Consider the following 14,698-nt stretch of genomic DNA (forward strand, 5'->3'; position numbering starts at 1 on the left):
TGCTCGCGCTCACCGAGCCACCGCCTCGTAGACGAAGTTCAGCAGCGCGACGTCGCCGTCGCGTCGCCCGTACCCGGCCGCGGCCGCGCCCATCGCGGCGAGCCGGCGGGGGTCGCGGACCAGCGGGATGACCGTCCGCTCCAGCCAGTCCGGGGTCAGCTCGGCGTCGTCGACGAGCAGCCCGCCGCCGGCCTCCACCACGGGCAGCGCGTTGCGCTTCTGCTCCTGGTTGCTGTGCGGGTACGGCACGTAGATGGTGGGCAGGCCGATGGCGGCCACCTCGGCGCAGGTCATCGCCCCGCCGCGGCCCAGCATCAGGTCGGCGGCGGCGTAGCCCAGCTCCATCTCGGACAGGTACGGCAGGGTCACGTACGGCACCGGCAGGTCGGTGGGGACCGGCACCGGCTCGTTGCGGGCGCCGATCACGTGCAGCACCTGCACGCCGTTTCGGGCCAGCTCCTTGGCCGCGCCGGAGACCGCCAGGTTGATCGAGCGGGCGCCCTGCGAGCCGCCGGCGACGAAGAGCACCGGCAGGTCGGGACGGAGTCCGAAGTGGGCCCGGGCGGCGTTGCGCATGGCGAACCGGTCCAGCCCGGCGATCCCCCGGCGCAGCGGCACGCCGACCACCCGGGCGTCGCGCAGCGACTCGGCCTGCGCGGGCTGGTGCGGGAAGCCCACCGCGACGTTCTTGGTGAACTTCATGCCGAGCCGGTTGGCCACGCCCGGCGGCACGTTCACCTCGTGGATGACGATCGGCAGCTCGCGGCGCCAGGCGGCGAGGTAACCGGGGACGGAGACGTACCCGCCGAAGCCGACCACCGCGTCGGCCTGCACCTCGTCGATCACCTTGCCCGCGGCGCGGGCCGCCTTCCACATCCGGTCCGGGGTGCGCACCAGGCTCATGTTGACCGAGCGGGGCAGCTGGTACGCCGGGATCTGCCGCAGGTCGTAGCCGGCCGGCGGGATCAGCTCGTTCTCCAGGCCCTTTGGCGTGCCCAGACAGGTGATCCGGACGCCCGGGTCGTGTCGGCGCAGGCAGTCGGCGAAGGCGAGCAGCGGGTAGATGTGGCCACCCGTACCCCCTCCACAGAGCACCACCGAACGCAGCGGACCCATCAGCGTCTCCTCTCGCTCGCCGTCCCGCCACGGGTCCGGCCCTGCCGGCCACCGCGCGGTGCGGCCTGGTCGTCCTCCCGCCGCGCTCGCGACCGGGGCACGGACCCTCGGGCAGCCGGTGGCGTCGCCGGGCGGCGGCGCCGGCCGGGAAGCGGCGGCAACGGGGCCCAGAGTAGTCGGACCCATCGGGCGGGCGGACGGGCATGCAGGGCTCGCGCGGCGTCGGGCTCGGCGCGGGCGAACGAGGCGAGGATGCCGACCGCCGCCAGCGTCACGACCAGGGCGCTGCCGCCGTCGGAGATGAACGGCAGCGGCACGCCGGTCAGCGGCAGCAGGCCGATCACGCCACCGATGTTGATGACGGCCTGGCCGACCAGCCAGGCGGTGATCGCGGCGGCGGCGAGCCGGCGGAACGGGTCCTCGACCCGCCGCGCGACACGCAGCCCGGTGTAGGCGAGCACGGCGAAGAGCACCAGGATGACGGTGCACCCGACCACCCCGAGCTCCTCGGCGATCACCGCGAAGATGAAGTCGTTGTGCGCGGCCGGCAGCCAGCCGAACTTCAGGCTGCTCTTGCCCAGCCCGACGCCGAACCAGCCGCCGTGCTCGATGGCGTTGCGGGCCTGGACGAGCTGCCAGCAGCCGGTCTCCAGGCAGGTGGCCGGGTCGGGCGGGCTGATGAACGAGGTCAACCGGGCCAGCCGGTAGTTCTCCTCGCCGACCGCGCCGGAACCGGCGCCGAGCGAGGCCACGGCCACCAGCACGCCGATGCCGAGCAGGCCCACCGCGGAGAGCGCGGCGAACACCCGCATCCGCACCCCGGCCGCCCAGAGCAGCCCGACCACGATCGCCAGCAGGCAGAGCATGGTGCCCAGGTCGTTGTAGCCGACCAGCACGAAGAGCAGCCCGACCACCGGGAAGAGCGGGGTGGCCAGCTCCTTCCACCAGCCGAGCGCGGCGCCCTTGCGGGCGATCACGTGCGCGCCCCAGAGCACCAGCGCGAGCTTGGCCAGCTCGGAGGGCTGCACCTGGATCGGGCCGAGGTAGAGCCAGAGCAGGTTGGCCCGCAGCGGCCCGAGCGCCGTGATCCGGAACAGCGAGTCCAGGGCCAGCAGCAGGTTGAGCACCAGCAGCAGCACCACCGCCGCGCCCAGCACCGGCCGGCCGAGCGAGCGGAAGGTGCTGGCCGGCAGCCGCTGGCAGGCCCAGAACGCGACGATGCCGATCACCGCGAAGACGGCCTGCTTGGTCACCGACGCCGAGGCGTCGCCGGCCTCGGCGTAGTCCTTCACGCTGGTCGCCGAGAAGACCATGGTCAGGCCGATCAGCAGCAGCAGGCCGGCGCTGGACAGCAGCAGGTAGTAGGAGGCCAGCGGGCGGGCCAGCAGGCCGCGCAGCGCCGCCAGGCCGCCGGCCGCGTCCAGGCCGGCGATCGCCGCCGGCGGGTCGGCGGTACGCCCCGCGCCCGCGACCCGCCGTCCCTGGGTCTCCGCCGCCGTCGTCGTCGTGCCGGTGCTGCCTCGGTCCTCCCCCACGAGCCCATCATCGCCGCTTCTCCGGGCCCGTTCGCGCCGTTCGGCCCGGTCGGCGTGTCGGAATGCGGAACGGGGGCCCCTCGGCTATGAGGGACCCCCGTACGCGACGGTCGCGGCGGCCGGCGTTCTCCGACCCGGCCGGGCCGGGGTTCGCGGCCCGGTGTCGGCGACTCAGCCCATGCTGGCCAGGAAGTCGCTGTAGAACAGGCCGAGGGCGATGGCGACGCCGATCCCGGCGATGATCCAGAACCGCACCACGATGTTGACCTCGCTCCAGCCGGCGAGTTCGAAGTGGTGCTGCAGCGGCGACATCCGGAACACCCGCTTGCCGGTGGTCCGGAAGGAGATGATCTGGATCACCACGGACATGGTGATGATCACGAACAGCCCGCCGATGATCGGCAGCAGCAGGATCGTCCGGGTGGACATCGCCATGCCGGCGATCAGGCCGCCCAGGCCGAGCGCGCCGGTGTCGCCCATGAAGATCCGGGCGGGCGAGGTGTTCCACCAGAGGAAGCCGACGCAGGCGCCGGCCGCCGCCCCGGCGATCAGCGCGATCTCCAGCGGGTCCCGGACCGCGTAGCAGTAGTTGTTCGGGTTGGCGGTGTAGGTCGGGTCGGCGCACCAGTGCCGGTACTGCCAGAACGCGATCAACGCGTACGCGGCCAGGACCATCACCGAGGCGCCGGTGGCGAGGCCGTCGAGGCCGTCGGTGAGGTTCACCCCGTTGGTCGCGGCCATCACCACGAAGATGATGACGATCACCGAGGCGATCTTGCCGATCTCCAGCGCCGGGATGTCCCGGATGAAGCTGAGCGTGGTGGCCCCGACGGTCTCGGTGTTGGTCGCCGCGCCGCTGGCGTCGGTCATCGTGCTCGGGAACCAGAGCGCGACCACCCCGAAGATCGCGCCGACCAGGATCTGCCCGAAGAGCTTGCCGCGCTTGTTGAGACCGCCGCTGTGCCGCTTGCGGACCTTGAGGAAGTCGTCAATGAAGCCGACCGCACCGGAGAACACCATCAGCCCCAGCAGCACCAGCGCCGTGATGGTCGGCTCGACCTGGGCGATCTGCGCGTCCGGCAGCGTGGTCAGGGCCAGGTGACCGGCGACGTACGCGATCACCGTGGCCAGGATGAAGACCACGCCGCCCATCGTCGGCGTGCCCTTCTTGCCCTGGTGCATCGCCGGACCCTCGGCCCGGATCGGCTGGCCGGCCTTGAGCCGGGTGAACACCTTGATCGCGATCGGGGTGCAGAGCAGCGAGATCAGGAACGCCACGCCGACGGCGATGATGACCGCCCTCATGCGATGTCACCTTCGGTCGCGACTGCGGGGCTCGCAAGCTCGCTCCTCGCGCTCCCACCGACCCCGTTCCGGTCGGCCTCGGCGCGCAGCGCGTCGGCCACCTCCCAGGTGCGGTACCGGGAGCCCTTCACCAGGACGACATCGCCCGGCCGTAGCTCGCTGCGCAGCACCTCGACGGCCGCCGCCTGATCGGTGAGCAGCACCGACTCTCCTCCCCAGTCACTTACCGCTGTCGCGCCCTCGTGGATCGGCGCCGCCGGCTCACCCACCACGAGCAGCCGGTCCACGCCCAGTTCCGCCGCGAGCCGGCCCACCTCCCGGTGCCCGTCGCGTTCGAAGTCGCCCAGCTCGGCCATGTAGCCGAGCGCGGCAAAGATACGCCCTTCACGGCGCATGCCGGCAAGCGCGCGCAACGCCACCGCCATCGACGCCGGGTTGGCGTTGTACGAGTCGTCGATCACGGTCACCCCGTCGGGCCGGTCGAAGACATCCATCCGGCGGGTGGAGACCAGCCCCAGCTCGCCTAGGGCGCCGGCCACCTCGGCCAGCGGCATCCCGAGCTCGCGGGCCACCGCCGCCGCAGCCAGCGAGTTGGAGACCTGGTGCCGGCCGGTCAGCCCGAGCCGCACCGGGGCGCTCCCCTCCGGGGTGAGCAGGGTGTACGACGGCCGGCCCCGGACGTCCAGCGACACGTCGACCGCCCGGACGTCGGCGTGCGCGGCCTCGCCGTACCGGACCACCCGGGCGCCGGTGCGCGCGGCCATCGCGTCGACCAGCGGGTCGTCGGCGTTGAGCACGGCCAGCCCGTCGGCCGGCAGCGCCTCGACCAGTTCCCCCTTGGCCAGGGCGATGTTCTCCACCGAGCCGAACTCGCCGATGTGCGCGACCCCGACGTTGAGCACCACGGAGATCCGCGGCGGCACCACGTCGCACAGGTAGCGCACGTGGCCGATCCCCCGGGCGCCCTTCTCCATCACCAGGAAGCGGGTCTCCGGCGTGGCCTGCAACGCCGTGTACGGGTGCCCCAGCTCGTTGTTGAACGAGCCGGGCGGGGCCACCGTCGGGCCGAGCCGGACGGTGAGCTGGGCGATCAGGTCCTTGGTGGTGGTCTTGCCCGACGAGCCGGTCAGCCCGATCACGGTCAGCTGCGGCAGCCGGTCCACCACCGCGCGGGCCAACCGGCCCATCGCGGTCAGCGCGTCTCCCACCAGCACCATCGGCACCCCGGGCACCTCGCGGGTGCCGAGCACCGCCACCGCGCCCGCGTCCACCGCGCCGGCCGCGTAGTCGTGCCCGTCGACCTTCTCGCCGGGGAACGCGACGAAGAGCGCCCCGGCGGTGACCTTGCGCGAGTCGAACTCGACCGGGCCGGTGACCCGGGCCGCCGGGTCGGCGCCGACGAGGCGGCCGTCGACGGCCGAGGCGACCTCGGCCAGGCTCAGCGGGATCACCGTCGACCCGCCAGGTCCCCGAAGCGGGCGCCGAGCGCCTCCGCCAGCTCCACCCGGTCGTCGAACGGGTGCACCTCGCCGGCAACCTCCTGGCCACGCTCGTGGCCCTTGCCGAGCAGCGCCACCACGTCGCCGGGCTCGGCGAGCCGAACCGCCTCGGCGATGGCGGCCCGCCGGCCCGGTGCCTCGATGATCCGGGCGGGGCCGCCGGCCGCGTACGCCCCGGCGAGCACCTCGGCCCGGATCGCGGCCGGGTCCTCGGTGCGCGGGTTGTCGTCGGTCACCAGCACCACGTCGGCGCCCCGCGCCGCGGCGGCGCCCATCACCGGCCGCTTGCCCCGGTCCCGGTCACCGCCCGCGCCGATGACGCAGATCAGCCGCCCCGCGCTCAGCTCGCGCAGCGCGGCCAGGGCGGCCACGATGGCGTCGGACTTGTGCGCGTAGTCGACCACGCCGCGCACCGGACCGGCCGCGCTGACCAGCTCCAGCCGCCCCGGGACGCCGCCGCAGGCGGCCACTCCCTCGGCGGCGACCGCCGGGTCGACCCCGGCGGCCACCAGGCTGGCGATGGCCAGCAGCGCGTTGGCCACGTTGTGCCGGCCGGGCAGGGCCACCCCGGCGGGCAGCGCCAGCCCGTCCGGGCCGTGGACGGTGAAGCGCTGGGCGTACCCCTCGCCACCGACCTCGTCGGCCCACCAGGTGGCCGTGCGGTCGCCGGCCGCCGAGTAGCTGACGGTGGCGGGCTTGAACAGCGGGCGCAGCGCCGGGTCGTCGAGGTTGAGCACCTCGACGGCGCAGCGGCCGTCGAAGAGCCGCGCCTTGGCCGCGAAGTAGTCGGCCGAGTCGGCGTGGAAGTCGAGGTGGTCGGAGCCGAAGTTGGTGTAGCCGCCGACGGTGAACCGGACCCCGCCGACCCGCCCCATCGCCAGGGCGTGGCTGGAGACCTCCATGACCACCGCGGTCACCCCGCGCTCGCGCGCGGCGGCGAGCATGGCGTGCAGGTCCGTCGCCTCCGGGGTGGTCCGCACGCTGTCGATCACCAGATCGCCCAGCCGGGTCTCCACGGTGCCGATCAGGCCGGTGGTGTGCCCGGCGGCGCGCAGGCCGGACTCCACCAGGTAGGCCGTCGAGGTCTTGCCGGCCGTGCCGGTGACCCCGATCACGGTCAGCCCCTCGGTCGGGTCGCCGTAGACGGCGGAGGCGAGGTCGCCGAGCACCGCCCGGGGGTCGGGCACCACCAGGGCGGGCAGGCCGGCCTCGGTCACCGCGGCGGCGCCGGCCGGGTCGGTCAGCGCGGCCACCGCGCCGGCGGCCGCGGCGGCCACGGCGAACTCCGCGCCGTGCCGGCGGGCGCCGGGCAGCGCGGCGTACAGGTCGCCGGGACGGACCTCCTGGCTGGCGTGGGTCGCCCCGGTCACCGCCACGTCGGCGGCGGCCTCCGGCGGCGCGACGGCGAGCCGGGCGGCGAGGTCGCCGAGCCGGACTCCGGGCACGGTACGGGGACGTGGATTGCCGGGCACGGCGTCAGACCCTACCCGGTCGTCCGGTTCCGACCGCACAGCCGCCCCGGTGGTTCGTCCCCACTCACCGATGATGTCCCGCCGTGGCTGTTCACTGCGGAAAGACCTCGAACTTGGGGGCCTTGCCGCCCGACGGGGGAACCCGGTAATGCCGCAGCGTGAAGCCCATCATCTCGCGGAAGGCGGGCGCGGCCACCGTGCCGCCCTCGCCGCCGGGGCTCCACACGAAGACCGCCACCACGTACCGGGGCTTCTCCGCCGGGGCCATCCCGATGAACGAGCCGACCTCGCCGGGCTGCTTCTCGCCCTCGACCAGCCGCCAGCCGGTGCCGGTCTTGCCGGCGACCCGGTAGCCGGGCACCGCCGCGGCCACGCCGGTCGCGCCCTCGACGGTGGTGACCGCCTCCAGGATGGTGCGCAGCGCGGCGGCGTTGGCCGGGCTGAGCACCGGCCGGGTGACCGGCGGCCCGGCGGGCGTACGCTTCCCGTCCGCCCCGCTGATCACCTCCTTGATCAGGTGCGGCTGGACGTACGTGCCGTTGTTGGCGATGGTGGCGTACGCGGCGGCCATCTGCAGGGGCGTGGCGTCCACGCTGTGCCCGATCGGCACCGACCCGTACGACGACCCGCTCCACTCGTCGGCGGGCAGCAGCCGCCCGGAGGCCTCCCCCGGCATCCCCTCGCCGGTGGGCTGCCCCAGCCCGAACCGCTTCTGGTAGTCGATCAGCCGGTCCCGGCCCAGCTCGTGGGCGATCTTGATGGTGCCGACGTTGGACGAGAAGGCCATCATCCCCGGCAGGCTCATCCGCCGGCCGTTCGCCGGGTGGGTGTCGGCGAAGGTCGTGTCGCCCTCGGTGACGGTGTTGGGGATGGGCAGCGTGGTGTCCGGGGTGATCACGCCCTCCTGCAACGCCGCGCCGAAGGTGATCGCCTTGTGCACCGACCCCGGGTCGACCACGAAGCTCGTCGCCGCGTCCTCCCGGTCGGTCGGCCGGCTCGGCTCCGGGTTGGCGGCGTTGTAGCTGGGGTGGCTGGCCTGGGCCAGCACCTCGCCGGTCGCCACGTCCAGCACCACGGCGGCGCCGACGCTGCCCCGGGTCTGCGCCATCTGCCGGCCGAGCACCTGCTGCACCTGGTACTGCAGGTCCCGGTCGATGGTGAGCACCAGCGAGCTGCCCGGCTTGGCCGGGGTGGTCTGGCTGTAGCCGCCGGGGATGGGGGCGTCCAGGTCGCCCTGGCCCGCCTCGTAGACGCGCCGGCCGTCCTTGCCCTGGAGCACGTCGTCGTAGCGCGCCTCCAGCCCCTCCAGGCCGTTCATGTCCTGGCTGACGAAGCCGACCAGGTTGGCGGCGAGGTCGCCGCCGGGCACCTCGCGCCGCTCGTCGCGGTGGGTGCCGATGCCGGCGAGGTCGAGCGCCTCGATCTGCTTGGCCTTCGGGATGTCGACGCCCCGGGCCAGGTACTGGAACTGCGACTCGCCGCCGCCGGGCAGGCCGCGCCGCTTCATCTTCTCGGCCAGCTCGGAGGCGGGCACGCCGAGCAGCGGCGAGAGCAGCCGGGCCGTGGCCGCCCGGTCCTTGACCTCGGTCGGGTCGGCGAAGACGTACCGGGCCTCGACGCTGCGGGCCAGCGGCGCGCCGGTGCGGTCGACGATGGCGCCGCGCGGGGCGGGCAGGTCGACCCGGGTGAGCCGGGAGTCGATGCCCCCACCCGCGTACGCCGGGGTGTCCACCGCCTGGAGGAAGACGAGCCGGATGCCGATGGTGACGAAGAGCGCCAGCACGAGCATGGTGCCCAGCCGCAGCCGGCGGCGCGGCTCGGCCAGCTTCGGCGGCCGGCGCGGCTTGCGGGCGGGGCGGCGGGCCGCCGGACGCTCCGGCCGGCGCGGTGTGCGCCCGCCGGCCCGGCGGCGCGGCGGCGCCAGCTCCTCCTCGTCGTCGTCGGTCCAGGCCGGCCGGGTCGGGACGGTGCGGACGACGCCGGCCCGGGCGACCGGGGCGGCCTCCCGCCGCCCGGCGCGGGCTCCCGCCCGGCCGCCGTCGAGCACCTGCAACGCCGGGCGGAACGGATCGCCGGAGCGACCTGCCCGGGGGGTACGCCGCTGGCCGGCCCGCTCCTCACGGCCGCCGGCCCGCTCCTCGCCGCTCTCCCGGATGGTCCGGCCCCGGGGGGTGTACGCCCGGGCGTCGGAGATCCCGCCGATCCCCGGCTCGCCGGTCCGCGGGTCCCCGCCCCGGCCGGCCCGGGACGGGCCGCGCCGGGAGCCCGTGGTGGGGTCCCGGCGCGGTTCGTCCGATCTCGGCGGCACTGCTATCCCCCGTTGCCCTGCTGGCTGGTGATCGCCGGCTGCCCGTCGGCGGGCTGCGGCACGCCGATCATCCGGCCGTCCGGCAGCCGGATGTACGCCGGCTCGCCGGCCTCGACCAGGCCGAGCTTGCGCGCCTCGGCGGTCAGGTTGCCCGGCGCCTTGGCCGCCTCGATCTGCTTGTTCAGCTGCTGCTCGTCCACGTCGAGGCGGGCCTGCTGCTGCTGGAGCTGCTGGAGCTTGAAGGCGTTCTCGTTGATCTTCGTGTTGACGGCCAGGATGCCCAGCACCCCGCCGACGACCAGCACCACGATCAGCGCCGCGAACGGCGCCCGCGGCACCCGCACCGGCGGCGGCGGAGCGACCCGCAGCCGGGGCCGGGCGGCCGTGGTGTCGGCGACCTTCTCGGCCGGCCGCAGCGCGGCGTTGCCCTGGACCGGGAACTCGCGCGCCCCCCGGGCGCGAGTCTCCCCCTGCCGGCCGGCGGGGTCCGCCGGCTTGTCGCCGCGCGTGGTGCGCTGCGCCGCGGTCCGGCCCCCCGACCGCGGTGCGCGCTGCCCGACGGCGTCCCGGCCGTCGCGCTTGTTGACGTTCATGTCCCCTCCCCCTCTTCGTCCGTCCCTCTGCCGTCCCCCGGCGCCGACCTACGGTCCACTGTGGAACCCGCCGCCGACCCCGTCCCCGGTTGGTGCATCGCCTTGACCCGGCGGCGGTACCGTTCGCGGTCGGTCCGCCCCTGCTGCTCGGTGGCCGGGTCGAGTCGTTCCGCTGCCCGCAGGCGCACCGAGGCGGCGCGCGGGTTCACGGCGACCTCCGCCTCCCCGGGAAGCTCGGCGCCCCGGCTGAGCAGCCGGAACGTCGGGCCTGACCCGGGAAGTTCCACCGGAAGGTCGACCGGGCCCTTGCTGCGGACCCGGTCGGCGAGCGCCTGCTTGGTGAGCCGGTCCTCCAGCGAGTGGTAGGACAGGACCACCATGCGGCCGCCCACGTTGAGCTTGTCCAGAGCGGCCGGCAGCGCCGTCTCCAGCGCTGCCAGCTCCCTGTTTACCTCGATCCGTAAAGCCTGAAACGTTCTCTTGGCCGGGTGTCCACCCGTTCGCCGGGCTGGTGCCGGAATGCTCTCCCTGACCAGCTCGGCGAGCCGGGCCGAGGAGGTGATCCGGCCGCGCTCGCGCTCGCGGATGATCGCCGAGGCGATCCGCCCGGCGAACTTCTCCTCGCCGTAGACCCGCAGCACCCGGGCCAGGTCCGGGTGGGAGTAGGTGTTGACCACCTCCTCGGCGGTCACCCCCCGGGTCTGGTCCATCCGCATGTCCAGCGGCGCGTCCTGGGCGTACGCGAACCCGCGGTCGGGCGCGTCCAGCTGCAACGAGGAGACCCCGAGGTCGAACAGGATCCCGTCGATTGCCGGGTAGCCGAGCCGCTCCAGCACGTCGGGCAGCTCGTCGTAGACGGCGTGCTCCAGGTGGATCCGGTCGGCGAAGCGGGCCAGCCGGACCCGCGCGTGGGCGAGGGCCTCGGTGTCCCGGTCCAGGCCGATCAGCACCGTCCGCGGATGCCGTTCGAGCACCGCCTCGGCGTGCCCGGCCAGCCCCAGCGTCGCGTCGACGTGCACCGTCCGGTCACCCCGGTCCAGCGCGGGGGCCAGCAACTCGAGACACCTCTCGAGCAGCACCGGCACGTGCGTGCCGCGTAGCTCCCCCATGTCGACCCCCACTGGTTGAAAGTTCCGTTCGGTCCTGCGACCCTGCTCGTCGGACGACGCCGTGCCGTCGTACCGCCAGATCCCCATCCGCTCCCGCTTCGCCTCCCGAGGCCGCGGCCCCGGAGACTGATCGTGCGCCTGGCACCGGGGAAGGGGTGCCAGGAACTCGAAAGCGGCTGGAGATCTCGCAGTACGTCGGGCGTCGTCACGCCCTACAGGCCGCCGGGCAGCACCCCCTCCTCGATGTCGGCGAAGTCGTCTTCGCTCTCGGCGAGGTAGGTCTCCCAGGCCGCCTTGTCCCAGATCTCCACCCGGGTGCTCGCCCCGATCACCACCAGGTCCCGGTCGAGCGCGGCGTACGACCGGAGGTGGGCCGGGATGGTGACCCGTCCCTGCTTGTCGGGGACCTCGTCGTGCGCGCTGGCGAAGAAGACCCGGCTGTAGGCCCGGGCCGCCTTGTGCGTCATGGGCTGCGCGCGCAACTGGTCGGCGATCCGCTGGAACTCGGGCGTGGGGAAGACGTAGAGGCAGCGCTCCTGCCCTTTGGTGATCACGACACCCCCCGCCAGCTCGTCCCGGAACTTCGCCGGAAGGATCAACCGGCCTTTGTCGTCCAGGCGCGGAGTGTGGGTGCCGAGGAACATCGGCCCTACCCCCTCGCCCTTTTAGCGGCGTTCGCGGCGCCGCTGACCCCCCGGGCCGGTGGGCCCTCCCGGCCTCACCATCGCGCCCCACTCTACTCCACTTCCCTCCACCTGCAACCAGAAACGCCCGCGTGGCGCGCCGCTCCGCCGGGCAAAAGAGCACGTCAGGAGGGGTGGAGCGGAGTGGAGGGCCGGAGCGCCCCCCGCGCCGCGTCCGCTACCCGACATAGGTCGACTCCGACCGGCGGAGCGCGGGGCAACCGGACGCCCGACCGGATCCGGCCGAACGGTTCGCCGTCGGCGGCGATCTGGCGGGCGTGCCGGTCCGGTAACCTCGCTCGGGTGACGGACGCGAAGATGCCCATGCGGGCAAAGGTGGCCAGCTCCGTGTCCCGGACGGCCGCGGCCCTGTCGCGGGCCGCCGGCCGGGGCGACGGCTCGGTGATCGGCGGCTGGATCGGGCTGAAGATCGATCCCGACCTGCTCGCCCACCTCTCCGCCGGCCGCGCCATCGCGCTGGTCTCCGGCACCAACGGCAAGACCACCACCACCCGGCTCGCCGCCGCCGCCGTCGGGGTGCTCGGTCGGGTGGCCACCAACTCCTTCGGCGCCAACATGCCGACCGGCCACACCTCCGCCCTGGCCAAGGCCGGCAGCACCCCGTACGCGGTGCTGGAGGTCGACGAGCACTACCTGGCGCAGGTGCTGGAGGCCACCGAGCCGCACGTGGTGGCGCTGCTCAACCTCTCCCGCGACCAGCTGGACCGGGCCAAGGAGGTCGCCATGATGGCGCAGCTCTGGCGCGCCGCGCTGGTCCGGCACGCCGACGTGCGGGTGGTGGCCAACGCCGACGACCCGATGGTGGTCTGGGCGGCCACCCCGCCGGCCGACCCGGCGCGCGGGGTCAACCCGCCGCACGTCACCTGGTTCAGCGCCGGCCAGCGCTGGCACGACGACTCCTGGGTCTGCCCCGAGTGCGGCTCCACCATCCAGCGCTCAGGAGAGCAGTGGTGGTGCACCGGCTGCCCGCTGCGCCGGCCCGAGCCGCAGTGGACCGTGGAGGACGAGGGCGTCCTCGACCCCACCGGCGCCTGGCACAAGGTGGCCCTCCAGCTCCCCGGCAAGGTCAACATCGGCAACGCGGCCACCGCGCTGGCCGTCGCCGCCGAGTTCGGGGTACGCCCCGTCGACGCGGTCTCCCGGCTGGGCACGGTCACCTCGGTCGCCGGCCGCTACGCCCAGGTCGACCGGGACGGGCGCAACATCCGGCTGCTGCTGGCCAAGAACCCGGCCAGCTGGCTGGAGGCGTTCGACATGGCCGACGTGGCGCCGACGCTGCTCTCCATCAACGCCCGCGACCCCGACGGGCTGGACACCTCCTGGCTCTTCGACGTCGACTTCGCCCCGCTGCGCGGCCGGCAGGTGCTGATCACCGGCGACCGGGCGTACGACCTGGCGGTCCGGCTCGACGTCAACGCGGTGCCGTTCCAGCACGTGCGGACGTTCGACGAGGCGGTCCGGGTGGTCCCGCCGGGCCGGCTGGAGGTCATCGCGAACTACACCGCCTTCCAGGACATCCGAGCGGAGTTGGACCGTGTCAACTGAGAGCCTGCGCATCGTCTGGATCTACCCCGACCTGCTCTCCACCTACGGCGACCGGGGCAACATGCTGATCCTGGCCCGCCGGGCGCAGCTGCGCGGGATGCCGGTCGAGGTGCTGGAGGTCCGCTCCGACCAGCGACTGCCCGCCACCGCCGACATCTACCTGATCGGCGGCGGCGAGGACGGCCCGCAGGCGCTCGGCGCCCAGCGGCTGATCGCCGACGGCGGCCTGCACCGGGCGGTCGCCCAGGGCTCGGTGGTCTTCGGCGTCTGCGCCGGCTACCAGCTGCTCGGCACCTCCTTCTTCGCCAAGGGCACCAAGTGCGCCGGGCTGGAGCTGCTCGACCTCTCCTCCGACCGGGGCCCCACCCGGGCCGTCGGCGAGCTGGCCGGCGAGATCGACCCGCGGCTCGGCATACCGGCGCTGTCCGGGTTCGAGAACCACGGCGGGCGCACCCACCTCGGCCCCGGCGTCTCGCCGCTGGCCCGGGTCACCGCCGGGGTCGGCAACGACGGCGCCACCGAGGGCGCCTGGCGCGGCAAGCTGCTCGGCACGTACTCACACGGGCCGGCGCTGGCCCGCAACCCGGCCCTGGCCGACCTGCTGCTGCGCTGGGCCACCGGGGTGCACCAGCTCCCGCCGCTGGACGACACCTGGGCCGACCGGCTCCGCTCCGAGCGCCGCGCCGCGGTGGCCGCCGCCGACCGGGCATGATCCACGCCGTCCGGCGGCTGCTCGGCCAGCCGTCCGGGCGTCGCTTCGCCGCGCTGCTGCTCCTGCTCGCCGGCTTCGGGGTGCTGCTGCTGGTGGCGCCCCGGCCGGACGTCGCCCGGCTGCCGCGCCTGGCCGACTCCCTCGGCGGGTACGCCCCGCTCGCGGCGATCGCCGCCGGGGCGGTGCTGCTGGTCGCGCTGGTCCCCCGGACCTTCGTCACGCTCGCCTCCGGCGCCATCTTCGGCCCCCTGGAGGGAGCCGCGTACGCGCTCGGCGCGGCCCTGCTCGCCGCGGCGATCGGCTTCGCGGTCGGCCGGGTGCTGGGCCGGGAGTTCGTCGCCGAACGGGTCCGGGGGCGGCTGGCCCGGCTCGACCGCTGGTTCGCCCGGCAGAGCGTGCTGGGGGTGATCACCGTCCGGCTGCTGCCCATCGCCGGCTTCGGCCTGGTCAGCTACGGCTACGGCACCACCGGCGCGCGGGTGCTGCCGTTCCTCGCCGGCAGCGTGCTGGCCTCCGCCCCGACCGCGTTCGGCTACGCCGCGATCGGCGCGGCGGTCAGCTCGCCCGGCGAGGTCAACTGGTACGCCGCCGCCCCCGCCAGCCTCGGCCTGATCGCCAGCGCCGTGCTGATCCACCGCTGGTGGCGGGCCGAACGGCAGCGCCGGCGCGGTGCGCCGGCGCCGCGACCGTGACCGGTGGGAACCGGCGGCCGCGCCGCGCCGGCACGGACCGGGACGAGCCCGGCATGCGCCGGCTGCGCGCGGCCGGCGCGGTCGACGGGGTACGCCGCTGGCAGGACT

At 74.6% G+C, this 14,698-nt stretch carries 12 protein-coding genes; 3 read left to right on the forward strand and 9 right to left on the reverse strand.

Annotation, left to right across the window (positions count from 1 at the left end; all coding sequences use genetic code 11):
• Positions 1–9 precede the first annotated feature (9 nt).
• The 9 genes from murG to mraZ form a co-directional block, all read right to left on the reverse strand.
• The gene (murG, locus tag ACTWM8_RS21760) at positions 10–1,116 is read right to left on the reverse strand and encodes an undecaprenyldiphospho-muramoylpentapeptide beta-N-acetylglucosaminyltransferase (protein WP_446210651.1); all 1,107 of its coding nucleotides are present in this window, start codon (positions 1,114–1,116) and stop codon (positions 10–12) included.
• Positions 1,116–2,522, reverse strand: coding sequence for an FtsW/RodA/SpoVE family cell cycle protein (locus ACTWM8_RS21765; RefSeq protein WP_446214624.1), 1,407 nt, complete (start codon positions 2,520–2,522; stop codon positions 1,116–1,118). Before ACTWM8_RS21765 ends, murG begins: the two co-directional genes overlap by 1 nt.
• Before the next feature lie 300 nt (positions 2,523–2,822).
• Positions 2,823–3,956, reverse strand: coding sequence for a phospho-N-acetylmuramoyl-pentapeptide-transferase (gene mraY / locus ACTWM8_RS21770; RefSeq protein WP_446210652.1), 1,134 nt, complete (start codon positions 3,954–3,956; stop codon positions 2,823–2,825).
• A complete protein-coding gene (locus tag ACTWM8_RS21775) occupies positions 3,953–5,407 on the reverse strand; it encodes a UDP-N-acetylmuramoyl-tripeptide--D-alanyl-D-alanine ligase (protein WP_446210653.1) in 1,455 nt (484 codons plus the stop codon). Before ACTWM8_RS21775 ends, mraY begins: the two co-directional genes overlap by 4 nt.
• Entirely contained in the window at positions 5,404–6,966 is a 1,563-nt protein-coding gene (locus ACTWM8_RS21780) for a UDP-N-acetylmuramoyl-L-alanyl-D-glutamate--2,6-diaminopimelate ligase (protein ID WP_446210654.1), read from the reverse strand. Before ACTWM8_RS21780 ends, ACTWM8_RS21775 begins: the two co-directional genes overlap by 4 nt.
• Positions 6,967–7,018: 52 nt before the next feature.
• A complete protein-coding gene (locus ACTWM8_RS21785; protein ID WP_446210655.1) occupies positions 7,019–9,235 on the reverse strand; it encodes a peptidoglycan D,D-transpeptidase FtsI family protein in 2,217 nt (738 codons plus the stop codon).
• A 2-nt stretch (positions 9,236–9,237) separates the two neighbouring features.
• Positions 9,238–9,828 carry a hypothetical protein gene (locus ACTWM8_RS21790; RefSeq protein ID WP_446210656.1) on the reverse strand — a complete coding sequence of 197 codons (591 nt, stop codon included), beginning with the start codon at positions 9,826–9,828 and terminating at the stop codon, positions 9,238–9,240.
• A complete protein-coding gene (gene rsmH, locus ACTWM8_RS21795) occupies positions 9,825–10,937 on the reverse strand; it encodes a 16S rRNA (cytosine(1402)-N(4))-methyltransferase RsmH (RefSeq protein WP_446210657.1) in 1,113 nt (370 codons plus the stop codon). The genes ACTWM8_RS21790 and rsmH overlap by 4 nt, the downstream gene beginning before the upstream one ends.
• 212 nt (positions 10,938–11,149) lie before the next feature.
• The gene (gene mraZ, locus ACTWM8_RS21800; protein ID WP_088961118.1) at positions 11,150–11,581 is read right to left on the reverse strand and encodes a division/cell wall cluster transcriptional repressor MraZ; all 432 of its coding nucleotides are present in this window, start codon (positions 11,579–11,581) and stop codon (positions 11,150–11,152) included.
• 357 nt (positions 11,582–11,938) lie between these two features.
• Here mraZ and ACTWM8_RS21805 point away from each other — a divergent pair, with 357 nt between their 5' ends.
• From ACTWM8_RS21805 to ACTWM8_RS21815, 3 genes are read left to right on the forward strand one after another with little or no spacing between them, the layout of a single operon-like run.
• Positions 11,939–13,186 (forward strand): MurT ligase domain-containing protein, encoded by a 1,248-nt coding sequence (locus ACTWM8_RS21805; RefSeq protein ID WP_446214625.1) that lies wholly within the window; start codon positions 11,939–11,941, stop codon positions 13,184–13,186.
• Positions 13,176–13,898 carry a type 1 glutamine amidotransferase gene (locus ACTWM8_RS21810; RefSeq protein ID WP_334573029.1) on the forward strand — a complete coding sequence of 241 codons (723 nt, stop codon included), beginning with the start codon at positions 13,176–13,178 and terminating at the stop codon, positions 13,896–13,898. The genes ACTWM8_RS21805 and ACTWM8_RS21810 overlap by 11 nt, the downstream gene beginning before the upstream one ends.
• Entirely contained in the window at positions 13,796–14,590 is a 795-nt protein-coding gene (locus ACTWM8_RS21815; RefSeq protein WP_446214626.1) for a TVP38/TMEM64 family protein, read from the forward strand. Before ACTWM8_RS21810 ends, ACTWM8_RS21815 begins: the two co-directional genes overlap by 103 nt.
• Positions 14,591–14,698 lie beyond the last annotated feature (108 nt).

The organism is Micromonospora sp. IBSANI012 (assembly GCF_052814045.1).

Bases quoted from the DNA above. Each gene is read 5' to 3' on its own strand.
- murG (WP_446210651.1), bottom strand. From the start codon at position 1,116: ATGGGTCCGCTGCGTTCGGTGGTGCTCTGTGGAGGGGGTACGGGTGGC.
- mraY (WP_446210652.1), bottom strand. From the start codon at position 3,956: ATGAGGGCGGTCATCATCGCCGTCGGCGTGGCGTTCCTGATCTCGCTG.
- ACTWM8_RS21790 (WP_446210656.1), bottom strand. From the start codon at position 9,828: ATGAACGTCAACAAGCGCGACGGCCGGGACGCCGTCGGGCAGCGCGCA.
- rsmH (WP_446210657.1), bottom strand. From the start codon at position 10,937: ATGGGGGAGCTACGCGGCACGCACGTGCCGGTGCTGCTCGAGAGGTGT.
- mraZ (WP_088961118.1), bottom strand. From the start codon at position 11,581: ATGTTCCTCGGCACCCACACTCCGCGCCTGGACGACAAAGGCCGGTTG.
- ACTWM8_RS21805 (WP_446214625.1), top strand. From the start codon at position 11,939: ATGCCCATGCGGGCAAAGGTGGCCAGCTCCGTGTCCCGGACGGCCGCG.